The 21,607-nt window shown below is 74.2% G+C and carries 23 protein-coding genes; 16 read left to right on the top strand and 7 right to left on the bottom strand.

Translation table 11 applies throughout. The annotated features are described in order from the left end of the window. Positions 1-3: 3 nt before the first annotated feature. Both ACFY00_RS12875 and ACFY00_RS12870 read left to right on the top strand, forming a co-directional pair. On the top strand, positions 4-681 hold the full coding sequence (locus ACFY00_RS12875) for an HAD family hydrolase (protein WP_388030428.1): 678 nt from the start codon (positions 4-6) through the stop codon (positions 679-681). Positions 682-820: 139 nt separating this feature from the next. Further along, a complete protein-coding gene (locus ACFY00_RS12870; RefSeq protein WP_388030683.1) occupies positions 821-2,035 on the top strand; it encodes an MFS transporter in 1,215 nt (404 codons plus the stop codon). A 17-nt stretch (positions 2,036-2,052) separates the two neighbouring features. Here the strand turns inward: ACFY00_RS12870 and ACFY00_RS12865 are convergent, their stop codons facing one another. Continuing rightward, complete coding sequence (locus ACFY00_RS12865; protein WP_388030426.1) at positions 2,053-2,403, bottom strand: VOC family protein; 351 nt, start codon at positions 2,401-2,403, stop codon at positions 2,053-2,055. Between the two features lie 86 nt (positions 2,404-2,489). Between ACFY00_RS12865 and ACFY00_RS12860 the strand changes: the two genes are divergently transcribed. Then, a complete protein-coding gene (locus ACFY00_RS12860; RefSeq protein WP_388030423.1) occupies positions 2,490-2,831 on the top strand; it encodes an ArsR/SmtB family transcription factor in 342 nt (113 codons plus the stop codon). 172 nt (positions 2,832-3,003) lie between these two features. Here the strand turns inward: ACFY00_RS12860 and ACFY00_RS12855 are convergent, their stop codons facing one another. From ACFY00_RS12855 to ACFY00_RS12845, 3 genes are all read right to left on the bottom strand, one after another. Then, positions 3,004-3,354, bottom strand: coding sequence for a hypothetical protein (locus ACFY00_RS12855; protein WP_388030421.1), 351 nt, complete (start codon positions 3,352-3,354; stop codon positions 3,004-3,006). A 57-nt stretch (positions 3,355-3,411) separates the two neighbouring features. Then, positions 3,412-3,966: a hypothetical protein gene (locus ACFY00_RS12850; RefSeq protein ID WP_388030419.1), complete on the bottom strand. Its 555-nt coding sequence runs from the start codon at positions 3,964-3,966 to the stop codon at positions 3,412-3,414. Positions 3,967-4,106: 140 nt separating this feature from the next. Beyond that, complete coding sequence (locus ACFY00_RS12845; RefSeq protein ID WP_388030416.1) at positions 4,107-5,045, bottom strand: hypothetical protein; 939 nt, start codon at positions 5,043-5,045, stop codon at positions 4,107-4,109. 243 nt (positions 5,046-5,288) lie between these two features. On the opposite strand from ACFY00_RS12845, the gene ACFY00_RS12840 reads away from it, so the two are divergent. From ACFY00_RS12840 to ACFY00_RS12815, 6 genes are all read left to right on the top strand, one after another. Then, a complete protein-coding gene (locus tag ACFY00_RS12840) occupies positions 5,289-6,476 on the top strand; it encodes an acetoin utilization protein AcuC (protein WP_388030414.1) in 1,188 nt (395 codons plus the stop codon). Next, complete coding sequence (locus ACFY00_RS12835; RefSeq protein ID WP_388030412.1) at positions 6,473-7,312, top strand: phosphatase; 840 nt, start codon at positions 6,473-6,475, stop codon at positions 7,310-7,312. The genes ACFY00_RS12840 and ACFY00_RS12835 overlap by 4 nt, the downstream gene beginning before the upstream one ends. 118 nt (positions 7,313-7,430) lie before the next feature. Further along, positions 7,431-7,640, top strand: a complete 210-nt coding sequence (locus ACFY00_RS12830) for a helix-turn-helix domain-containing protein (protein WP_014136488.1) — start codon at positions 7,431-7,433, stop codon at positions 7,638-7,640. A gap of 123 nt (positions 7,641-7,763) precedes the next feature. Then, positions 7,764-7,862, top strand: coding sequence for a 30S ribosomal protein bS22 (locus ACFY00_RS12825; protein ID WP_003948845.1), 99 nt, complete (start codon positions 7,764-7,766; stop codon positions 7,860-7,862). A gap of 199 nt (positions 7,863-8,061) precedes the next feature. Then, on the top strand, positions 8,062-9,132 hold the full coding sequence (locus ACFY00_RS12820; RefSeq protein ID WP_388030409.1) for an NAD-dependent epimerase/dehydratase family protein: 1,071 nt from the start codon (positions 8,062-8,064) through the stop codon (positions 9,130-9,132). Then, positions 9,129-10,133, top strand: coding sequence for a lysophospholipid acyltransferase family protein (locus ACFY00_RS12815; RefSeq protein ID WP_285735773.1), 1,005 nt, complete (start codon positions 9,129-9,131; stop codon positions 10,131-10,133). Before ACFY00_RS12820 ends, ACFY00_RS12815 begins: the two co-directional genes overlap by 4 nt. Positions 10,134-10,385: 252 nt before the next feature. Here the strand turns inward: ACFY00_RS12815 and ACFY00_RS12810 are convergent, their stop codons facing one another. The 3 genes from ACFY00_RS12810 to ACFY00_RS12800 form a co-directional block, all read right to left on the bottom strand. Further along, positions 10,386-11,576: a DUF5667 domain-containing protein gene (locus tag ACFY00_RS12810; RefSeq protein ID WP_388030406.1), complete on the bottom strand. Its 1,191-nt coding sequence runs from the start codon at positions 11,574-11,576 to the stop codon at positions 10,386-10,388. 300 nt (positions 11,577-11,876) lie between these two features. Then, positions 11,877-12,773 carry an ECF subfamily RNA polymerase sigma factor, BldN family gene (locus tag ACFY00_RS12805; protein WP_388030403.1) on the bottom strand — a complete coding sequence of 299 codons (897 nt, stop codon included), beginning with the start codon at positions 12,771-12,773 and terminating at the stop codon, positions 11,877-11,879. Between the two features lie 484 nt (positions 12,774-13,257). Beyond that, positions 13,258-14,181 (bottom strand): HAD family hydrolase, encoded by a 924-nt coding sequence (locus ACFY00_RS12800; protein ID WP_388030401.1) that lies wholly within the window; start codon positions 14,179-14,181, stop codon positions 13,258-13,260. Between the two features lie 89 nt (positions 14,182-14,270). On the opposite strand from ACFY00_RS12800, the gene ACFY00_RS12795 reads away from it, so the two are divergent. From ACFY00_RS12795 to hemB, 7 genes are all read left to right on the top strand, one after another. Beyond that, on the top strand, positions 14,271-14,537 hold the full coding sequence (locus ACFY00_RS12795; RefSeq protein WP_388030680.1) for a glutaredoxin family protein: 267 nt from the start codon (positions 14,271-14,273) through the stop codon (positions 14,535-14,537). Positions 14,538-14,663: 126 nt separating this feature from the next. Then, positions 14,664-15,338 (top strand): exonuclease domain-containing protein, encoded by a 675-nt coding sequence (locus ACFY00_RS12790; protein WP_388030399.1) that lies wholly within the window; start codon positions 14,664-14,666, stop codon positions 15,336-15,338. A 107-nt stretch (positions 15,339-15,445) separates the two neighbouring features. After that, the gene (locus ACFY00_RS12785; RefSeq protein ID WP_285736025.1) at positions 15,446-16,321 is read left to right on the top strand and encodes a redox-sensing transcriptional repressor Rex; all 876 of its coding nucleotides are present in this window, start codon (positions 15,446-15,448) and stop codon (positions 16,319-16,321) included. 31 nt (positions 16,322-16,352) lie between these two features. Then, on the top strand, positions 16,353-17,759 hold the full coding sequence (locus tag ACFY00_RS12780) for a glutamyl-tRNA reductase (protein WP_388030397.1): 1,407 nt from the start codon (positions 16,353-16,355) through the stop codon (positions 17,757-17,759). A gap of 41 nt (positions 17,760-17,800) precedes the next feature. Next, positions 17,801-18,775, top strand: coding sequence for a hydroxymethylbilane synthase (gene hemC / locus ACFY00_RS12775; protein ID WP_388030394.1), 975 nt, complete (start codon positions 17,801-17,803; stop codon positions 18,773-18,775). Further along, positions 18,772-20,391, top strand: coding sequence for a uroporphyrinogen-III synthase (locus tag ACFY00_RS12770; protein ID WP_388030392.1), 1,620 nt, complete (start codon positions 18,772-18,774; stop codon positions 20,389-20,391). Before hemC ends, ACFY00_RS12770 begins: the two co-directional genes overlap by 4 nt. 70 nt (positions 20,392-20,461) lie before the next feature. Next, entirely contained in the window at positions 20,462-21,442 is a 981-nt protein-coding gene (hemB, locus tag ACFY00_RS12765; RefSeq protein WP_388030390.1) for a porphobilinogen synthase, read from the top strand. Positions 21,443-21,607: the final 165 nt, after the last annotated feature.

Below are 21,607 nucleotides of genomic sequence, written 5' to 3'. Positions count from 1 at the left end.
GGCATGAGCGATCCCGTGACCGACCGCGTGGGCTACGACCTGCTGATCCTGGACAACGACGGCGTGCTGGTGGACAGCGAGCCGATCTCCAACCGGGTGCTCGCCGCGTACCTGACCGAACTCGGCTACCCCACCACGATCGAGGACTCCTACCGGGACTTCATGGGCACCGCCGCGCACACCGTGCACGACGTGGTCGCCGAGCGGTACGGGGCGCGCCTCCCGGAGGGCTTCGACGACCTGTTCCACGACCGGGTGTTCGCCGCCTTCGAGCGCGAACTGCGGCCGGTGGCCGGGGCGGAGAAGCTGCTCGGCCACCTCCAGGAGCACGGCGTCCGCTACTGCGTGGCCTCCTCCGCCCACCACTCCTGGATCCGCACCGCGCACCGCCTCACCGGCCTGTCCGGGTACTTCACCGACGAACTGCTGTTCTCCGCCCAGGACGTCGGCGTCGGCAAGCCCGCCCCCGACCTGTTCCTGCACGCCGCCCGCGCCATGGGCGCCGACCCGGCCCGCTGCCTCGTCCTGGAGGACAGCCGCAACGGCGTGCTGGCCGCCCGCGCCGCCGGGATGGACGTGTACGGCTACGCGGCGCTCACCGACCCGGCCAAGCTCACCTCGGCGGGCGCGACCGGGCTGCTCACCGCGCTGGACGAGGCGATCGCCCTGCTGCCGAACTGAGCCGGGGCCGCCGCCGGACCGGGCCGCGGCCGCTGCCGAACTGACCCCGTCGGACCCCTCCCGCCGACGCCGCCGACCGCCTACGCTCTGCCCAACAGTTGCGTACCGGCCGGTAGCGTCGGTGGTGAGCGAGGTCCCGATGCAGGTCACGGCCCCGGCCGAACCCACCCCCCGGCTCCGGCAGGCCCGGGCCGCGCTGGCCGTCTCCTTCTTCCTCCAGGGCACCACCTTCGCGCTACTGGTCACCTGCATCACCGACCTGCAGAAACGTTACGGCCTCAGCGACGGCCTGCTCCCGCTCTTCCTCGCCGCCGTCCCGATCCTGGCCGGGGTCGGCTCCATCGCCTCCGAGACCCTCGTCAAGCGGACCACCGCCCGCGGCGTCCTGCGGGTGGTCCAGCCCGCGCTCTGCCTGACCCTCGCCCTCACCGGCCTCGGCTCCCGGCTGTGGCAACTCGCCGTCGCCCTCGGCCTGTTCGGCCTGCTGGTCGGCGCCCTCGACGCCTCGATGAACATGCTCGGCGTCGGCCTCCAGCACCGCTACGGCCGCAGCATCATGATCGGCTTCCACGCCGCGTTCAGCCTCGGCGGCATCGTCGGCGCGGCCCTCGCCGCGCTCGGCGCCCACCGGGACACCGGGCTGCCCCTGCTGTTCGGCGGCGCCGCGGCCGTGCTGGTCCCCGCCGCGATCGTCGCCGGACGCCGGTTCGCGGGCCCCGCCGAACTCGGCGACGCCGTCCGCGAGGCGGCCGCCCTCGCCGCCCGCCGCATCCCCTGGCGGCCGCTGCTCCCGCTGTGCGCGGTGATGGCCTTCGCCTACATCGCCGACGCCTCCGTCTCCAACTACAGCGTCAAGTACCTCACCGACGGCCTGCACAGCCCCGAGGACCTCGCCAAGTTCTCCTACCTCGGCTACATGGTCGCCATGCTGCTCGGCCGCGCCGTGGGCGACCGCGCCGTCCAGCGCTTCACCGTCCTGCCCGTCGTCCGCACCGGCACCGCCGTCGCCGCCGCGGGCTTCCTGATCGCCGTCCTCGCCCCCGGCACCTGGACCGGCGTCCTCGGCTTCACCGTCCTCGGCTTCGGCATCTGCGCGGTCATCCCCCAGGTCTTCGCCGCGGGCGGCCGCCTCTTCCCGTACGCCAGCGACGCCGCCGTCGCCCGCCTCAACCTCTTCAACTACGTGGGCTTCCTCGTCGGCTCCCCGCTGGTGGGCACCCTCGCCGAGTTCTCCGACTACCGCTGGGCCTTCTGCGCCCCCATGCTCCTCGTCCTGGCGGTCCTCCCGCTCGCCCCCCACTTCGCCCCGGCCCCGGCCGACGACCGGCCCGACCTGGCGTCGATCCCGGCCTGAGCGGCGGCGTCGCGGGGTCAGGCGGTGTGCTCGACGTACTCCAGGACGACCCCGCCGGGGTGCCGCACGACGGCGTTGCGCCCGGTCGGCACCCGGTTCGGGCCCGAGAGGACCTCCCCGCCGCGCGCGTCCAGGAGCGCCTGCAGCCCGTCCAGGTCGTCGACGAGCACGGTGGCCTGGACGTCCCGGTACGGGGCGAGCGCCTCCTCGGTGCCCGCGACGAGCAGGAAGCCGCCGATGCCCGCCACCTCCACGTCGCCGAAGGCGAAGCGCCGCCCGACCTCCTGGCCGGTCAGCTCCCGCAGGGCGGGCAGCGCGCGGTCCAGGTCGTCCACGTACAGCCGGGCCAGTGTGGTCAGTACCTTCACGGTCGCCCCTCCAAGATCAATTCGACTTTCCCGAACTGTTGAATCGACGGCCATACTAGACACCCGTCCCGCGGAGGAGGAAGCGGATGCGCGCACTGCCCCAGCCCCAGCCCGAAGACCTCGACCTGGCGACCGTGCTGCACGCCCTCGGCGATCCCGTGCGCCTGGAGCTGCTGCGACGCCTGGCGACGGACGGCGAAACCACCTGCAGCCCCGAGGGGTTGACGGTCCCGCGCTCCACGCTGTCCAACCACTGGCGGATCCTGCGCGAAGCGGGCATCACCTCCACCCGCACCAGCGGCAAGACCCGGCTGGTGACCCTGCGCCGGAGCGAGCTCGACGCCCGCTTCCCCCGCCTGCTCGCCGCCGTGCTGGACGAGTTCACCCGCCCCGCCGCGCACGCCCCCGACCGGGCCGGACCGGCCTGACCGCGACAGTCCGCCGAAGGGTCCGCGCGGCCTCGCCCGCGCTTTCGGGCGGTGGGCCGTGCCGTATTGGGTACAGTGATGGTGACGCCGGGAGTCGCGGACCCCCGGAAGTCGTGGAGCCAGGTGACCCGGGGCAGACCGGGAGCCTGGCTCGGCGCTTTTCCGGGCGTGCTCAGCAGTCCGTGACGACGTCCACTTCCACGGCCAGGTCCACGAAGCGCTGCCAGTGCTCGTTGCGTCCCAACTGTGCGAATCGCCGCGCACCGGCTACGACGTCGGCGATCCACAGCAGCGGCTCGTTCCCGCCGTGAATGTGCTCCACCCGGAAAGCACTGCCCGCGGGCAGCGTGCGACGCGCCGCCATGACCGTTCGTACGTCGCGTTCGTTCAGCGACGGCTCCCGGGCTTCGACGTGCAGACGGTCCACCCCGAAGCCGTGCAGCCCGGAAACCAACTCGGCGAGGCACTTCGCCCGGGCCCGCTCCTGGCGCCGTACCGGGACCGGCGCGCCGAACGTCACCACGTGCAGACCTCGCGGGGACGCCACCGCCCGCGCCGCGTCCGTTCGCTGGAGGGGGTGTCAGGTGCGGTCGTACGCGAGGCGGGCCAGGGCGATGGCCTGGCGCAGGGACTCGTCGTCCTCGATGTTGATGCTCACCCGGTAGGCGCGGTGCCCGGTGTGGACGGCGTACGCGCGCGGGGCGGCCTCCTTCAACAGGTGCTCCTCCGGGCCGCCGTAGGACAGGCGGACGTTGACGCGCCCGAGGTCCGCGCGCACGTAGGCGAAGCCGCCGAGTTGGCTGCCGACCTTGCGCAGGCGGAGGTAGTCGGAGTAGTCCAGGGGCTCGCCGGGCTTCAGGTGCTGCCGCTTCACGCCGTAGGCGCGCACGTTCTCCCACGAGCAGGCTTCGGCGAGGAACTCGACGAACAGCGCTGCCGCCGGGTTCTGGGCCAGCAGGCCGGTCAGTTCGGCCTGCCCCTCCTCCTCGACTCCTGGCACCGGGTCGCCCAGCCGCCACTTCCGCGCCGAGGGCGTCGCGTCCACCCCTCCCCCCGCCGTTCCGCCGATCGTTGACAGCAGCTTGCGGGCGAGGTCGGAGGCGTCCAACTCCTCCGGCGTGCCTTCGAACTCCACCCAGCGGAACTTCACAGCTACCCCAACTTGTCTCATTGGACAGAAGACAGGAATGTACTTCTGCTAAAAGACAGTAGCACCTCGGGCGTCTTCTGTCCCTGGTGTGAAGCGCCCTGCACCCGGGGCGAGTTGTCGAGGTGTCAGGTGGCCCGGGCGAGGCGGAGGGCCTCGCGGGCCAGGGCGGCGCCGGTGCCGGGGGCGACGGGTGCGGGCGGCGGGGCCTGGGTGCAGGGCGGGCAGAGGCCGGGGCGGGGGACGGGGGCGCGGCAGTCGTCGCAGGTGGGCGCGGGGGCGGGTGGGGCGAGGACGGCCGGGAGTTTGTCGATGAGGCGACGACGGATGAAACCGGCGGGGAAGGCGACCTGATCGGGGAGGCCGGGAAGGAGGGCGATCGCGAGGTCGGCGGGGGTGCTACCGCGGTCCAGCCAGCCGACGACCAGCGGGGCGAGGCGGGCGGCTTCGGCCTCGCCGATGCGCAGGCGGGGTTCGCGGCGCACGACGCGCAGCAGGGTGTCGGCGGCGTCGCGGGCCCGCCCGTCGAGGACGGGCGCGGGTGGCCGGGGCACGAGGGCGGGAACGGGTGGTCGCGGTGTGGGGGCGGGAGCGGCGGCGGGTGGTCGCGGTGCGGTCCGGGTGCGCTGGCGCGGGACCGCGGGTGGTTCGGCGAGCGGTTCGGGAGGGTGGGGTGGGAGGGGGGTTTCTTGTTCCCGTTTCTTTGTCTTTAGGAGCGCGCGGGAACCGGATTCCGGTTTCCTGGCAGTCGGTGCGACCTGCGCGGATGGGAACTTCCAGGCGACGTCGGTGACGTGCTGCACGGAGATGAGGTGCCCCTTGGCGACCCGGGTGGGACGGACCGTGTAGTAGCCGGCCGCGGTCAACTCGCGCAGGCACTTGCGGACGCTGCTGACGGTGTCGCCGGAGAGCCGGGCCATCTCCTCGGCGGGCATCCACCGGCCGTCGGGGAGGGAGAGCAGGAAGCCGAGCAGACCCCGGGAGCCGTAACGGAGGCCGGAGTTCTGCAGGATCCCGTTCGGAAGGATCGTGAAGTTGCCCTTGTGGGCGCTACGATGAACGCGCATGGGAGTGTCAGCTCCTGTGTCATGCCCCGGGGTGTTGGCGCGCCGCCGGGGCGAACTCTTTTCCGTGGACGGGCTGCGGAACGTAACACGGCGACTACGCTCCGCGCCAAGTGGTCGACGGACGGTCACAATTCGGTCGGTTAATGCCTGATCGATCATCAAATCTGCGGCTGGCGGGCCGAATCGCTCCGCCTCCGGACCGGCACGCCGGGAGCCGGGGCCGCCACCGATACGGTGTGGGTCATGGCGGACACCACCTGCGGCCTACACCTGTTCTGGGACGAGGCCGAGACCGGATACGACTTCGGGCCCGGGCACCCGATGGACCCGACGCGGCTCGCGCTGACGATGCGGCTGGTCGAGTCGCTGGGGCTGACCAGGCAGCCGTCGGTGACGGTGCGGTCGGCACCGCCCGCCGGGGACTCCACGCTGCGGCTGGTGCACACCGCCGAGTACCTGGCGGCGGTGAAGCGGGCCGCCGCCGACCCGTCCGCGGTGGACGCCGCGCACGGGTTGGGGACGGACGACAACTGGGCGTTCCCGGGGCTGCACACCGCCTCCGCGCTGATCGCCGGGCAGTCGGTGGCCGCCGCCGAGGCGGTGTGGCGCGGGGAGACCCCGCACGCGGTGAACTTCGCGGGCGGGCTGCACCACGCGATGCCCGGCCGGGCGTCCGGGTTCTGCGTCTACAACGACCCGGCGCTGGCCATCGCCCGGCTGCTCGAACTCGGCGCCGAGCGGGTCGCGTACGTGGACGTGGACGTCCACCACGGCGACGGCGTGCAGCAGGTGTTCTGGGACGACCCGCGGGTGCTGACCGTCTCGCTGCACGAGAGCCCCAGCACGCTGTTCCCGCAGACCGGTTGGGCCACCGAGACCGGCGGGCCGGGCGCCGAGGGCACCGCCGCCAACCTCGCGCTGCCCGCCGGGACGGGCGACGCCGGGTGGCTGCGCGCCTTCCACGCCCTGGTGCCCGAACTGCTGGCCGCGTTCCGCCCGCAGGTGATCGTCAGCCAGCACGGCGCCGACACCCACGTCGAGGACCCGCTCGCCCACCTCGCCGTCACCGTCGACGCCCAGCGGATCGTCGCCGAGGCGGTCCACCGCCTCGCCCACGAGCACGCCGACGGCCGCTGGATCGCCACCGGCGGCGGCGGGTACGCCGTGGTCGACGTGGTGCCCCGCACCTGGACGCACCTGGTCGCCACCGCCGCCGGCCACCCCGTCGACCCGGCCACCGACACCCCCGAGGAGTGGCGCGCCGAGGTGTACCGGCTGACCCGGCGGCCCGCCCCGCTGCGGATGACCGACGGCACCACCCCGCGCTGGTCCGACTTCCACGACGGCGGCTACGACCCCGCCGACCGCCTCGACCAGGCCGTCCTGGCCACCCGCCGGGCCGTCCTCCCGCAGCACGGGCTGATCCCGTGACCGCCCGCGACGAGCTGCGCGCCTACCTGGTCAAGCACCGCCTGGCCGGGCCCGAGGTCCCGACGCCCCGGCAGAACAACCTGCTGCACTACCGGCTGTTCGCCCAGGGCGACCCCAAGTCCCTGATGGGGCTGGACCCGGACCCCCGCCGGGACGAGGCCGCCGTGCTGCGGCTGATGGTCGAACGCGTTGGCGTGAACCCCGACCCGCGCCACACCCGGGGCCCCGACTCCATCGACCCCGACCGCACCCTCGACGCCCTGGACCGCCTCGCCCTCCTGCTGCGCCGCACCGCCGACCGGCGCGGCAACGTGCTCGCGGGCACCGGCCACCCCACCAAGCTCGCGGGCTTCCACCGCGCGCTGGCCGAGGCGCTCGAAGCGGCGGGCTGCACCGTGCACACCCCCGCGCGGGGCGTGCGCTTCCGCGAGCCCACCCCCGAGGGCGAACGCCCGCGCTACCTCGACGTGCTCGACGGCGTCCTGGTGACGCGCGCCCTGGACGGCCCCGACGGCCCCGGCCGCCCCGGCCCCGGCGACCTCGCGCACACCCACTCCCCGCTGCCCGTCCGGCTCGCCCTGACCGCCCTCGCCGACGCCGGGCACCGCCCGCCCGACCTGGTGCTGGGCGACCACGGCTGGCTGTGCGGCGCGGGCCGCCTCGGCATCCCGGCCGGGGGCGTCGCCGACTGCAACGACGTCGCCCCGTTCGCCGCCGAGGCGGACGGCCTGGTGGAGGTGGTCGTACCGCTGGAGGACGGCTCGGCCCCGAGCTGCTACGTTCCGCTGAGCGACTACGTACTGCAACGGGCGGATCTCGCACCGTACAACCGGTGAGGGCCCCCCTCTTCCCACCCGTACCACCCATAACTACTCTGGGGATACACGTGTGCCGGTGGAGTCACCGGAGGGGAAGCCGGTGCCTTGCACACGGGTAAGGGTCGGGTGATGGGTCATGAGTTCCGGCGAGCGTCCCCTGCAGGATGTCGTCTTCCTGACCGTGGCCGAGGTCGCCTCGGTGATGCGGGTCTCGAAGATGACGGTCTACCGCCTCGTGCACAGCGGCGAGCTTCCGGCCATCAGGGTCGGACGCTCCTTCCGGGTGCCCGAGCAGAAGGTGCACGAGTACCTCCAGGAGTCCTACGTGCGCCTGGAGAGTGCGTAGGCCGGAGCCCCCACCGGGGCACCGATTACGGCATACGCGAGGCGGACGGTAGGCTAGGCCCTCCGTCAGTCGTATGGACTCCCGTCTCTCACGGGCGCGGGTCCGAGTGAGCGAGGAAATTCCGTGGGCTCTGTCATCAAGAAGCGTCGCAAGCGTATGGCCAAGAAGAAGCACCGCAAGCTTCTGAAGAGGACTCGCGTCCAGCGTCGCAACAAGAAGTAACACCGTTCGGCGCCGTCCTCGCTCACGCGGGGGACGACCCCGCACACGCGTTCAGCGACGCAGGAAGAACTGGCGCCCACGGTGTGCCGCTGCCCGTCCCAGGGAGAAATCCCCGGGGCGGGCAGTGGCGTTTGAGCCCCCGCGGCCTCCGCGCGGTACGGTGCAGACCAGGGTGGGCGTCCAGGGAGGTCGGGGCAACGTGGGCAAGGTCGTGCTCGTCACCGGGGTGGCGCGGCCGCTCGGCGCGCGGTTCGCCGAACGGATCGCCGCGCACCCCGAGGTGCGCCGGGTGGTCGGTGTCGACGCCGCCCCGCCGCCGCCCGACCTGTCGCCCGGCGTCCACTACGCCCAGGTCGACCCGCGGCGCCCGGCCGTCGCCCGGGTGATCGCCGAGCACGGCGTCGACACCGTCGTGCACCTCAACGTCACCGCGCTCGGCCACGGCGGCCGGGCCGCGGTGAAGGAGAGCAACGTCATCGGCAGCATGCAGCTGCTCGGCGCCTGCCAGCAGGCCCCCGGCCTGCGCCGCCTGGTCGTGAAGTCCACCACCGCCGTGTACGGTTCGGCGCCCCGCGACCCCGCCGTGTTCGGCGAGCGGACGCAGCCCAAGGCGCTGCCCCCCGGCGGCTTCGCCCGGGACGCCGCCGAGGTCGAGGGCTACGTCCGCGGCTTCGCCCGCCGCCGCCCCGACGTCGACGTCACCGTGCTGCGCTTCGCCAACATCCTCGGCCCGGACGGCGACACCCCGCTCGCCGCGTACTTCCGCCTCCCGGTGCTGCCCACCGCGTTCGGGTACGACCCCCGGCTGCAGTTCGTCCACGAGGAGGACGCCCTGGAGGTGCTCCGGCTGGCCGTGCTCGGCGCCGCCCCCGGCACCTACAACGTCGCCGGGGAGGGCGTCCTGCTGCTCTCCCAGTGCGCCCGCCGCCTCGGCCGCCCCACCGTCCCGCTGCTGCGCCCCGCGCTCGGCCTGGTCGGCCGGCTGGCCCGGCAGCTGTCCGCCCCCGCGGACCGGGCGTTCTCCCAGGAACAGCTCCAACTCCTCACCCACGGACGGGTGGTGGACACCGCCCAGCTCCGCGACCGGTTCGGCTACGCCCCGCGCTGGACCACCGCCGAGGCCTTCGCCGACTTCGTCGCGCACACCTCCGCCGGGCTGCTCCCGCCCGAACGGCTCACCGCCGTCACCGACCGCGTCACCGACCGGCTCGCCGGGATGCTCGGCGACCACCACCAGCCCACCCAGCACCAGGAAACGAGGCCGCGATGACAGCCGCCCGGGAATCCGCCGACCCGGCGGCCAAGGTCATCCCGATCGAGTCCGCCCCCAGCTGGAGCGGCCCCGAACCCCGCCCCGGCCTCGCCGACCGGATCGCCGACGGCCTCGGCACCGCCCTCGCCGGGCAACTCGGCGCCACCGCCACCCGATTGCTCGGCAAGGGCTGGGAGGAGCGCGCCACCAACGGCCTCGGCTTCCTGCGCCGTCGGCTCACCGGCGACTACGAGGTCGACGACTTCGGCTTCGACAAGGAGCTCACCGAGGAGGTCTTCCTCGCCCTGCTCCGGCCGCTCGCCGAGAAGTACTTCCGGATCGAGGTCCGCGGCACCGAGCACATCCCCGCCGAGGGCGGCGTCCTCATCGTCGCCAACCACTCCGGCACCATCCCGCTCGACGCCCTGATGACCCAGGTCGCCGTCCACGACCACGCCGACCGGCACCTGCGGATGCTCGCCGCGGACCTGGTCTTCGTCCTGCCCGTGGTCAACGAACTGGCCCGCAAGGCCGGACACACCCTGGCCTGCAACGAGGACGCGCAGACCCTGCTGGAACGCGGCGAGGTCGTCGGCGTCTGGCCCGAGGGCTTCAAGGGCATCGGCAAGCCCTTCGCCGACCGCTACAAGCTCCAGCGCTTCGGCCGCGGCGGCTTCGTCGCCTCCGCGCTGCGGGCGGGCGTCCCGATCGTGCCCTGCTCGATCGTCGGCGCCGAGGAGACGTACCCGATGATCGGCAACTTCAAGACCCTGGCCCGGCTGCTCGGCCTGCCCTACGTCCCGATCACGCCCACCTTCCCCTGGCTCGGCCCGCTCGGGGCGATCCCGCTCCCCACCAAGTGGACCATCCAGTTCGGCGAGCCCATCCCCACCGACAGCTACCCGAAGGACGCGGCCGAGGACCCGATGCTGGTCTTCAACCTCACCGACCAGGTCCGCGAGACCATCCAGCACACGCTGTACAAGCTGCTGGTGCAGCGGCGTTCCGTCTTCGGCTGAGGCGGAAGCGAAACCGGGGGCGCGGGGAACTGCCGCGCCGACCGGAGCGCAATCAGGGGCGCGGGGAGAACTGCTGCGCCAGCCGCTGCGAAAGCAGGGGCGCGGGGAACTGCGCGGCCGACCGAGCACGTACAGCCGGATCGCGACGCAGGACACGAACTTGCACCATCCCGCGACCTCCCTGACGTGCGACTTCCGCTGCGCGCAGTTCCCCGCGCCCCTGTCGGTGCGCGTCCTGGCGGTGAGCCTGCGCTACTTGAGGGTCAGCCCCGGCAGCAGGCCCGGGATGAGCGGCGGGATGGTGATGCCCTGGCCGGTGTCCGCCGGGGGTGCCGCGGGGGAGCCGGCGGGGGCGGGGGTGCCGCCCGTCGCGGGGGTGGCGGAGCCGGAGGGCGCGGGGGTGGCGCCGGTGCCGGTGAGGCCGCCGAGGAGGTCGCCGAGGCCGCCTGCGGTGGAGGCGCCGGACGTGGGGGTGGCGCGGCCGCTGGGGGCGGTGCTCGGGGCGTGGCCGCCGCTCGCGCCGCCGGAGGCGCCGGTGCCGGGCAGCAGCGGCTGCTGGCCCGTCCCGCTGCCGGTGCCGCCGCTCTCGCCGCCGGTGGCCGCCCCGCTGCCGCCGCTGCCGCCCTGGCCGGGGACCTGCCCCAGCCGCAGCGGCGCGACGTCCTCGCTTATGTCGTCGAAGAGCTGGTCGACCTTGGAGGCCTGGCTGCTGAGCCCGGACGGCAGCTTCGACTGCAGGGCCGTCCAGCGCTGGTCCTCCCCGGCGAAGCCGGCGAGTTGGCGCATCGGGGTGAGCGAGCCGTTGGTGCGGTAGACGGCGCGCAGCAGGTCGCGGCCGCGCAGTGCCTCCGCGTGCATGTCGTCGAGCGCGCGGCGGACCTGGTCGACGGTGTCGGGGCTGAGCGCGGTCGGGCCGTTGGCGCGGTCGAGCAGGGTCTGCGCCTCGTCGAGGCGGGTGGAGGCCTGCTGGAGCAGCAGGGCGCCGCGCTCGGTGTCGTCGTCGGCCCAGTCGAGGCGCAGCCCTTCGAGGCCGCGCTTCATGCCGTACAGGGCGTCGCCGGGAAGGGCGTTGGTGGAGGCGGCGGCGGCTCCGGCGAGGGAGCCGACGGCGACCCCGGCGACCAGGCCGCCGATGGCGAGGCGGCGGCCCCAGCGGGTGCCGCGGCGGCGCCGGCCGCGCTGGGCGGGGATGACCGCGGTGGGAGATCCGCCGGCCCACGCCTGCTCGAACGCGGCCATCAGCTGGGCGCGTTGGACCGTCCGCGTCTCGGCGGCGAGCTCGGGTGCGGGGACCGCACCGAGCGCGTCGGCCATGGCGAGGAGTTCGGTCATGGCGGCGGAGCCGGCCCGGTGCGAGCCGCTGCTCCGGTGGTCACTCTGGTGGGCCTCCAGCGCCTCGGCGAAGGACTTCGCCCGCCGGTGCTCCAGCACGTTTGCCGTCACGGGCCACACCTCCCTTCGTCGTTTTCGACACCGTGGCCTGCCAGTTGGTTGTCCCAGCAGGCCGAAACCACACCATCGGGTGACAGTACGAGTTCGCACTTGACTGCGGGCCCGGTGGAGGATTGCACGCTGGCCAACGAGCGGTGTCGGGAGTCGGTTACGCACGACCCCCCTGGCGTATTAAGCAGAGCAGATGACCGCTCCGTCACCCGGACGTGCAAGCGCCCTGGGCGGGTTGACGGTCCGTCGGTCGCCGGGGGCGGCGGAGGTCTGTGGGCTGTCGCGTCCACGGTGGGCGGATCACCTGGCGTCCGGCGGCAGCAGGCGGGCCAGCGTGCGCACCGCCCGGTACTGCAGCGTCTTGATGGCGCCCTCGTTCTTGCCCATGATCCGGGCCGTCTCGGCCACCGAGAGGCCCTGCAGGAAGCGCAGCGTGACGCACTCCTGCTGCTGCGGGTTGAGCCGCCGCACCGCGTCCAGCAGGGCGGCGTTGGAGAGCGACTCCAGCACCGACTCCTCGGGGCTGCGCTCGCACTCGTTGGAGTCCAGCATCTCGCCGGTGGTGACCTCCAGCCGGAACCGGCTGGACTTGAAGTGGTCGGCCACCAGGTTGCGGGCGATGGTCACCAGCCAGGCGCCGAAGTCGCGGCCCTGCCAGGTGAAGGTGCCGATCCGGCGCAGCGCGCGCAGGAAGGTCTCGCTGGTCAGGTCCTCGGCGGTGGCCCGGCTGCCGACCCGGTAGTAGATGTACCGGTAGACGGTGTCGGCGTAGTGGTCGTAGAGCCGCCCGAAGGCCTCGCTCTCGCCGTTCTGGGCGCGCTCGACCAGCTCCACCACCGGGTTGTGCTCGGTGTCGTAGCCGGGCCCGGCGGGCGCGCTGCGGGAGCGGCCGCGGGTGCCGGGGGCGGGCACGGCGCGGCCGCGCGGCCCGGTGGCCGGGGCGCCGCCGGAGGTGCCGCCCGCGGCGGTGGGGCCGGTGGTGGAGCCGGTGGCGGTCGAGCGCAGCAGCGGCCCGGCGAACGCGGCGGGGGCGGGCGCGGCGAACGCGGCACCGGCCACCGCGGGCTGCGGCACGGGTGCGATCAGTTCGAACTCGCGGATCGCGGCCCACAGCCGTTCCAGGCGCACACCGCGGCGCAGAGTGGCGGTCGACGGGCGGGAGGTGGCTGGCGCGTCGTTCCGGACGGGTGGGTACACGGGACTCCCAGAGGCAGAACTGTGGACGGATCACCTCCGCCTGTGCGGAGAGCACGCCGCACTGGCCACCCGTCACGGGGACGTTCGGGTGGGGTGCATCCAGGAGAGAATAACGCTTTGTGCAATGACAGCTACACCGAGTGGTCGAAGTGGTCGGATGAGGTCCACTTCTTGCGCATATTCACCTGTCGGTGACCGGAGTTGGCGCCATCCGTCCGGCTCAATGTGACCGGTTGTGCACATCAGGTGACCGAACGCCGGGGCGCGGGCCGGGTTTCCCCGCCATCCGCGTTCCCAACCCATGACTTTGGCCGACTGTCGAACGATCAGTTCCGGTCAGGGCCGGACGCTCCCGAACCACCGGACGCCCCGGGCGGATTCACCCCCGCTGACCTGCCAGGACCACTCGCCGGAGGGCGTGTCGTCGGCGCCGCGTTGACGGGGCCCGCCCGGCCTCGGCGTCAGGCCCGCCCGGGGCCGGGGTTCAGGCCCGCTGCCGCCGGTGCACCGCGACCGCCGCCGCGGCCGCCCCGGCCAGCACGCCGAGCCCGGCCGCCGCCGGGATGCCGATCCGGGCCGCCTTCCGCCCGGTCCGGAAGTCCCGCACCCGCCAGCCCATCGCCCGCGCGTGCCGCCGCAGCGCCCCGTCCGGGTTGATCACGTACGGGTGGCCGACCAGGCTCAGCATCGGGATGTCGTTGGCGGAGTCGCTGAACGCCGCGCAGCGCGCCAGGTCCAGCTGCTCGCGGCGGGCCAGCGCCTGCACCGCGGCGGCCTTCGCCGGGCCGTGCAGCATCCCGCCGACCAGTCGGCCGGTGTACACGCCGTCCCGGGTCTCCGCGACGGTGCCGAGCGCGCCGGTCATGCCCAGGCGGCGGGCGATCAGCCGGGCCACCTCCTGCGGCGCGGCGGTGACCAGCCAGACCCGCTGCCCGGCGTCCAGGTGCATCTGCACCAGTGCCCGGGTGCCGGGCCAGACCTTCTCGGCCAGCACGGGTTCGAAGATCTCCTCGCAGATCTGCTCCAGGTCCGCGGTGCGCTTGCCCGCGACCAGGCCGAGCGCGCTGTCCCGGGCGTCGGCGATGTGGTCCGGGTTCTCGGCGCCGCGCAGCCGGAACGCGGCCTGCTGCCAGGCGAAGCGGGCCAGGTCGCGGCGGGAGAAGAAGCGCCGCCGGTACAGGCCGACCCCGAGGTAGAAGATCGCGGCCCCGCGCAGGATGGTGTTGTCGCAGTCGAAGAACGCGGCCGCCCGGACGTCCCCGGGCACCGGCGTGTGGTCCCCCTCCGGCGACCCCGCGTCCCGCGCCGGGAGCTGGGCCTCGGCGGCGTCGGCCGCGGCCTCGCCCGCCAGGACGGTCCGGTCGTCGGTGGAACGCCTCGACCGGGTGAGCCTTCGCAGCGCTGCCATGCGACGAGCATAGTCAGCGCGGCCGACCGACCCCGTGTCGGCGGAGTGCCGGGGCAGTGAACGCGCGGCGGCACAATGAACCGGTGAGCCTGCTGCGACGCGCGAAGAAGAACCCCGCCGACACCACCGTGACCCTGATCGGCAAGCCCGGCTGCCACCTGTGCGAGGACGCCCGGGCGGTCATCCTCAAGGTCACCGCCGAGCTGGGCGCCGCCTTCGAGGAGAAGGACATCCTGCAGGACCCGGCCCTGTACGAGCAGTACGCCGAGCAGATCCCGGTGACGCTGGTCGACGGCCGCCAGCACGACTTCTGGCGGGTCGACGAGAACCGGCTGCGCAAGGCGCTGGGGGGCTGATCCCGCCTCCGCGGAACCGTTGCTTCGTGAACGTGCGATGAAGATCGCCCTAGGAGTTCGCTGACTTCTCGGCTTACGATCGAACGGTTTCCGTGTCCGCCGGGGGCTGTGCAAGAGGAGGGCGCGATGAACGGCTACGCCGTCGTCGACGTCGAGGCCACCGGTCGTAGCCCCTGGCGCCACCGGGTGGTCGAGATCGCCGTGGTGCAGTTGGACGCCGGGCTGCGGGTCGAGCGCGAGTTCGCCACGCTGGTGGACCCGGGCGGGCCGGTCGGGCCGACCCACGTGCACGGGATAGCGCAGGAGGACGTCCTCGGGGCGCCGCGGTTCCGGCAGATCGCCCCCTGGGTGCTGGAGCTGCTGGCCGGCCGGGTGCTGGTCGGCCACCACGTGACCTGCGACCGGGCGTTCCTGGAGCGGGAGTTCGCGCGGATCGGGGTGACGCTGCCGCCGGTGCCGCTGCTGTGCACGATGCGGATGGCCCGTCGGCTGCTGCCGGAGGCGGGCGGCTTCGGCCTGTCCGCGTGCGTGGACGCGGCCGGGCTGGGCTGGTTCCCGGCGCACACCGCGCTGGGGGACGCGCTGGCCACGGTGGAACTGCTGCGGCACTGCCGCCGCACCGGCTGCGCGGAGGTGCAGCTGCCCGCGCAGCCGGTGGTGCCCTGGCCGCGGCTGGGCCCGGCCCGCTCGGTGCGGGCCCGGGAGGACGCCCCGCTGCTGCGCCGGGTGGCGCCGCTGGGGCCCTGGCCGGCCGGGGTGGAGGGCCCGCGGGCGCTGATCGGTTCGGCGGGTTACGAGTGATGCGTGTCACTGTTCGGGGACAAATCGGACACCATCTTTGTGCACACGTTCACAAACGCATAGCCTGGCGGTCCAAGCCCAGCTTCACCCGCAGGAGCAACGTGGCAATCGGCCGACCCTCACCCAGCAGTTCGCAGACGCCCGACCCCGGAGCCGCGCGCCGACCCTCGCGCGCGCGGGGCATCCCGGAGGCGACCGTCGCCCGCCTCCCGCTCTACCTGCGGGCGCTCACCGCGCTCTCCGAGCGCTCCGTCCCGACCGTCTCCTCCGAGGAGCTGGCCGCCGCCGCCGGGGTGAACTCCGCGAAGCTCCGCAAGGACTTCTCCTACCTGGGCTCCTACGGCACCCGCGGCGTCGGGTACGACGTGGAGTACCTCGTCTACCAGATCTCCCGCGAGCTGGGCCTCACCCAGGACTGGCCGGTCGTCATCGTCGGCATCGGCAACCTCGGCCACGCCCTCGCCAACTACGGCGGTTTCGCCTCCCGCGGCTTCCGGGTAGCCGCGCTGCTGGACGCCGACCCGAACGTGGTCGGCAGCACCGCCGCCGGCCTGCCCGTGCGGCACATGGACGAGCTGGAGGAGATCGTCGCCACCCAGCACGTCTCCATCGGCGTGATCACCACCCCGCCCGGTGCCGCGCAGCAGGTCTGCGACCGGCTGGTGGAGGCCGGCGTGACCAGCATCCTGAACTTCGCCCCGACCGTGCTGACCGTGCCGGACGGGGTGGACGTGCGCAAGGTCGACCTCTCGATAGAGCTGCAGATCCTCGCCTTCCACGAGCAGCGCAAGGCCGGCGACGAGCCGTCCGCGGGCGACTCGGTGCTCGACCGCGCCCCCGGCCCGGTGCGTGCCGCCGCCGCCAAGCTGCGCCGGGCCGCCGGCGGCGGCAAGGCCGAGCAGGCGAAGACCGCACCGGCGAAGACCGCGCCCGCCGCCAAGGGCGGTCCGGACGACGACCTGTCCGCGGTGATGCCGGCGTGAGCACGAACATCCGTCACGACGAGGTGGGGGCATGAGTCTTCTGGTAGTCGGTCTGAGCCACCGGACCGCGCCGGTCGGCGTGCTGGAGCGCGCCGCGCTCACCGGCGACAGCCCGACCCGGGTGCTGCACGAGGCGGCCGCCTCGGCGACCGTCGCCGAGGCCGCGCTGGTCAACACCTGCAACCGGATCGAGCTGTACGCCGACGTGGACAAGTTCCACGCGGGCGTCGCCGAGCTGTCCCAGCTGCTCGCCGGGCACAGCGGCGTCGACCTGGACGAGCTCACCCCCCACCTGTACGTGCACTACGAGGACCGCGCCGTCCACCACCTGTTCTCGGTGGCCTGCGGCCTGGACTCGATGGTCGTCGGCGAGGGCCAGATCCTCGGCCAGCTGCGCGACGCGCTGGCCAAGGCGCAGGAGGAGCACACCGCGGGCCGTGGCCTGAACGAGCTGTTCCAGCAGGCCCTGCGGGTCGGCAAGCGCGCGCACAGCGAGACCGGCATCGACAAGGCCGGGCAGTCGCTGGTCACCTTCGGCCTGGAGCAGGTCGCCGCCGGGGCCGGCCCGATCGCGGGCAAGCGCGCCCTGGTGGTCGGCGCGGGCTCGATGAGCTCGCTGGCCGCCGCCACCCTGGTCCGCTCCGGCGTCACCGACCTGCTGATCGCCAACCGCACCCCGGCCCGCGCCGAGCGGCTGGTGGAGATCCTCGGTGGTGCCGCCCGCACCCTGGACCTGGCGAAGGTCCCGCAGGCGCTGGCCGACGTCGACCTGGTGATCTCCTGCACCGGCGCGGCCGGCACCGTGATCGACGCCCCCGAGGTCGCCGCGGCGCTCGCGCTCCGCACAGCGCCTCAGCCCCTGGCCTTCCTCGACCTGGCCATGCCCCGGGACGTCGACCACGCCGTCCGCGAGCTGGACGGCGCCCTGCTGGTCGACCTGGAGAGCCTGTCGCACGCGCACGCCGCCACCCCCGGCGCGGGCGACGTGGACGCCGTCGCCACCATCGTCGCCGACGAGGTCACCGCCTTCGGCCAGGCGCAGCGCGCCGCCCGGATCGCCCCGACCGTGGTCGCCCTGCGCGCCATGGCCTCCGAGGTGGTCAGCAGCGAACTCGCCCGCCTCACCTCCCGGTTGCCCGACCTGGACGAGCGCTCCAGCGCGGAGATCTCGCAGACCGTGCGCCGGGTGGTCGACAAACTGCTGCACGCCCCGACCGTCAAGGTCAAGCAGCTCGCCGCCGAACCCGGCGGGGCCTCCTACGCGGAGGCCCTGCGTGAACTGTTCGACTTGGACCCCGCGGCAGTGCACGCTGTCTCCGGCACCCCGATCGGCGCCCAGGCGGGGTCCTCGATCCCGCCGGGCGGCGTCCCCGCCGCCCAGGCCGCCGCCGCCCCGCCCGCCGGAGCCACCGCCCCGCCCGCCGGAGCCACCAGATGAACACCCCCTCAGCCCCCCAGCACGACCAGGACGATCACCTCATGAATGGTCAAGAGACAGTGACTCCGCTGCGCCTCGGCACCCGCCGCAGCGCCCTCGCCATGGCCCAGTCGGGCATGGTCGCGGAGGAGGTGGCCAAGGTCACCGGCCGCCGGGTGGAGCTGGTCGAGATCACCACCTACGGGGACGTCTCCCGCGAGTCGCTGGCCCAGATCGGCGGCACCGGGGTCTTCGTCTCCGCGCTGCGCGACGCGCTGCTGGAGGGCCGGATCGACCTGGCCGTCCACTCGCTCAAGGACCTGCCCACCGCCGCCCCCGCCGGGCTGCTGCTGGCCGCCGTCCCCGAGCGCGAGGACGTCCGGGACGCGCTGGTCGCCCGCGACGGCCTGACCCTGGCCGAGCTGGTCGGCAAGAGCGCCGGCCGCACCGTCCGGGTCGGCACCGGATCCCCGCGCCGGATGGCCCAGCTGAACGCCTGGGCCCGGGCCCGCGGAGCCGACCTGGAGACGGTGCCGATCCGCGGCAACGTCGACACCCGGATCCACTACGTCACCTCCGGCGAGCTCGACGCGGTGGTGCTGGCCACCGCCGGACTCAACCGGCTCGGCCGCTCCGCCGAGATCACCGAGCACCTCGACCCCGAGCTGATGCTGCCCGCCCCCGGGCAGGGCGCGCTCGCCGTCGAGTGCGTCGACCCGACCCTGGCCGCCGTCCTGGCCCGGCTCGACCACCGCCCCACCCGGGCCGCCGTGGTCGCCGAGCGCGCCCTGCTCGCCACCCTGGAGGCCGGCTGCTCCGCCCCGGTCGCCGCGCTGGCGACCTGGGCCGGCACCGAACTGCGCCTGAACGGCGTGGTCGGCACCACCGACGGCGCCGAACTGCTCAAGATGTCCGCCAACGGCCCGCTCGTCCCCGACGAGACCGCCGAGGAGCAGGCCGCGGCCCTGGGCCGCGCCCTGGCCACCCGGCTGCTCGACACCGGAGCGGCCAACCTGATGGGGGAGCGCGCCCGATGACCGCCGCCGGATTCCACCCGCCCGCAGGGCGCTGCACCTTCCTCGGCGCCGGCCCCGGCGACCCCGGGCTGCTCACCCTGCGCGCCGTCGACGTGCTCGGCACCGCCGACGTGCTGATCGCCGACCCGCTGACCGCCGCCGCGGTCCGCACCCACTGTCCCAGCGGCGTCCAGGTCATCGACCCGGCCGACGTGGGCAAGGAGCTCGCCGACCTGGCCGCCGACGCGGTCAAGGCCGGGCGCCACCTGGTCCGCACCGTGGACGGCGACCCCGGCCTGGACGGCTGCGCCGCCCAGGAGATGCTGCGCTGCGCCCAGGCGGGCGTGCCGTTCGAGGTCGTCCCGGGCGTCGCCCAGTCGGTGGGCGTGCCCGCCTACGCGGGCGTCCCGCTGCGCGGCGGCCAGGGCGCGGACGTCCGCTTCGTGGACGCCGAGGCGCTGCTGGCCGGGCAGGTCGTCGACCTGGGCGCGCCGGAGACCACCCTGGTGGTGCGCACCACCCTGGGCCAGCTGCCCGCGACCGCCAACTCCCTGGTGGCGCACGGCCGCAAGCCCGACGCGGCGCTCTCCGCGACGCTCTCCGGCACCACCACCCGGCAGCGCACCTTCACCTCCACGCTGGCCGCCATCGCCGCCGACCTGAAGGCCGCCCGGGTGCTGCCCTCGCCGGTCTCCGCCCCGGTGGACCCGGCGACCTCGGTGATAGCCGTGGTGGGCGAGCAGGTCGCCCACCGGGCCTCGCACTCGTGGTTCGAGACCAAGCCGCTGTTCGGCTGGAACGTCCTCGTCCCGCGCACCAAGGAGCAGGCCCACGGCCTGTCCGAGCAACTGCGCTCGTACGGCGCGGTGCCGCAGGAGGTGCCGACCATCGCGGTCGAGCCGCCGCGCACCCCGCAGCAGATGGAGCGGGCCATCAAGGGCCTGGTCACCGGGCGCTACGAGTGGATCGCCTTCACCTCGGTCAACGCCGTCAAGGCCGTCCGGGAGAAGTTCGAGGAGTACGGCCTGGACGCCCGGGCGTTCGCCGGGATCAAGGTCGCGGCGGTCGGCGAGACCACCGCGCAGGCCCTGGTCGACTTCGGCGTCAAGCCCGACCTGGTGCCCTCCGGCGAGCAGTCCGCGGCCGGTCTCCTGGAGGACTGGCCGCCGTACGACCCGGTGTTCGACCCGATCGACCGGGTGCTGCTGCCGCGCGCCGACATCGCCACCGAGACCCTGGTGGCGGGCCTGGTCGAGCTCGGCTGGGAGGTCGACGACGTGACCGCGTACCGGACGGTGCGCGCCTCGCCGCCGCCGGCCGAGACCCGGGAGGCGATCAAGGGCGGCGGCTTCGACGCGGTGCTGTTCACCTCGTCCTCGACCGTCCGCAACCTGGTCGGCATCGCGGGCAAGCCGCACAACGTGACCGTCATCGCCTGCATCGGCCCGGCCACCGCCAAGACGGCGGAGGAGCACGGCCTGCGGGTCGACGTGATGGCCCCGGCCCCGTCCGCGTCGGCGCTCGCCCAGGCGCTCGCCGACTTCGGGGCCAACCGCCGGGACGCCGCCACCGCGGCGGGCGAGCCGGTCTACCGGCCGAGCGAACGCCGCCCCGGCTCGCGCCGCAAGGCGCGCTGACCCTCACGTCGGGGGGGGGGCCCCCGGGCCCCCCCCCCCCCGGTGTTGCCGGTCGAATGGGGCCCTAGAAGTGTGCCCCCCAATACCCTGCGGCCCCCCCCCCCCCCCGCGCACCCCCCCCGCCCGTCCCCCCCTGGTCGCCGAGACCCGACTGCACCCGGCCGAGCTGATCCTGCCCGCCTTCGTCCGCGAGGGCATCGCCGAGCCGCAGCCGATCGGCTCGATGCCGGGCGTCGTCCAGCACACCCGCGACACCCTGCGCCGGGCCGCCGTCGAGGCCGCCGGGGCCGGGGTCGGCGGCATCATGCTGTTCGGCGTCCCCGCGGTGCAGGACGCCACCGGCACCGCGGGCACCGACCCCGAGGGCATCCTGCAGCTCGCCATCCGCGACGTGGTCTCCGAGGTCGGCGACCAGCTGGTCGTGATGTCCGACCTGTGCCTGGACGAGTTCACCGACCACGGCCACTGCGGCGTGCTCGCCGCCGACGGCTCGGTCGACAACGACGCCACCCTGGAGCGCTACGCCGAGATGGCCGTGGTCCAGGCCGACGCGGGCGTCCACCTGGTCGGCCCGTCCGGGATGATGGACGGCCAGGTCGCCGTCGTCCGCGAGGCGCTGGACGCCGCCGGGCACCAGGACACCGGCATCCTCGCCTACACCGCCAAGTACGCCTCCGCGTTCTTCGGCCCGTTCCGGGAGGCCGTCGGCTCCTCGCTCAAGGGCGACCGCAAGACCTACCAGCAGGACCCGGCCAACGCCCGCGAGGCGCTGCGCGAGCTGGCGCAGGACGTCGCCGAGGGCGCCGACCTGGTGATGGTCAAGCCCGCGATGTCCTACCTGGACGTCGTCCGCCAGGTCGCCGACGCCTCCCCGGTGCCGGTCGCCGCGTACCAGGTCTCCGGCGAGTACGCGATGGTCGAGGCCGCCGCGGCCAACGGCTGGATCGAGCGCGAGCGGACCATCCTGGAGACGCTCACCTCGATCCGCCGGGCCGGCGCCGAGCAGATCCTCACCTACTGGGCGGTCGAGGCCGCGGGCATGCTGCGCTGACGGCCCGTCGGGCGCGCCGGGGTGCCGCGGCGTCGGCAGCACGGAGGGGGGGGGGGCCGGCGCCGGCCCCCCCCCCCCCCCCGCGGCGCCGCCCCCGCCCCCAGAGCCCCGGAGCCGCCCCCGCCCGCCCCCACCGGGGGCTTGGGGGGGCCCCCCGTCGCGACC

Source organism: Kitasatospora sp. NPDC001540, assembly GCF_042894345.1.
Classification (GTDB): Bacteria; Actinomycetota; Actinomycetes; order Streptomycetales; family Streptomycetaceae; genus Kitasatospora; species Kitasatospora phosalacinea_C.
The sequence above is the reverse complement of the archived record's forward strand: the minus strand, read 5'-3'. Positions and strand labels throughout refer to the sequence as shown.

Bases quoted from the DNA above. Each gene is read 5' to 3' on its own strand.
- ACFY00_RS12860 (WP_388030423.1), top strand. From the start codon at position 2,490: ATGCGCGCACTGCCCCAGCCCCAGCCCGAAGACCTCGACCTGGCGACC.
- ACFY00_RS12840 (WP_388030414.1), top strand. From the start codon at position 5,289: ATGGCGGACACCACCTGCGGCCTACACCTGTTCTGGGACGAGGCCGAG.
- ACFY00_RS12790 (WP_388030399.1), top strand. From the start codon at position 14,664: ATGAACGGCTACGCCGTCGTCGACGTCGAGGCCACCGGTCGTAGCCCC.
- ACFY00_RS12875 (WP_388030428.1), top strand. From the start codon at position 4: ATGAGCGATCCCGTGACCGACCGCGTGGGCTACGACCTGCTGATCCTG.
- ACFY00_RS12870 (WP_388030683.1), top strand. From the start codon at position 821: ATGCAGGTCACGGCCCCGGCCGAACCCACCCCCCGGCTCCGGCAGGCC.
- ACFY00_RS12815 (WP_285735773.1), top strand. From the start codon at position 9,129: ATGACAGCCGCCCGGGAATCCGCCGACCCGGCGGCCAAGGTCATCCCG.
- ACFY00_RS12780 (WP_388030397.1), top strand. From the start codon at position 16,353: ATGAGTCTTCTGGTAGTCGGTCTGAGCCACCGGACCGCGCCGGTCGGC.
- ACFY00_RS12800 (WP_388030401.1), bottom strand. From the start codon at position 14,181: ATGGCAGCGCTGCGAAGGCTCACCCGGTCGAGGCGTTCCACCGACGAC.
- ACFY00_RS12830 (WP_014136488.1), top strand. From the start codon at position 7,431: ATGAGTTCCGGCGAGCGTCCCCTGCAGGATGTCGTCTTCCTGACCGTG.
- ACFY00_RS12770 (WP_388030392.1), top strand. From the start codon at position 18,772: ATGACCGCCGCCGGATTCCACCCGCCCGCAGGGCGCTGCACCTTCCTC.
- hemC (WP_388030394.1), top strand. From the start codon at position 17,801: ATGAATGGTCAAGAGACAGTGACTCCGCTGCGCCTCGGCACCCGCCGC.
- ACFY00_RS12845 (WP_388030416.1), bottom strand. From the start codon at position 5,045: ATGCGCGTTCATCGTAGCGCCCACAAGGGCAACTTCACGATCCTTCCG.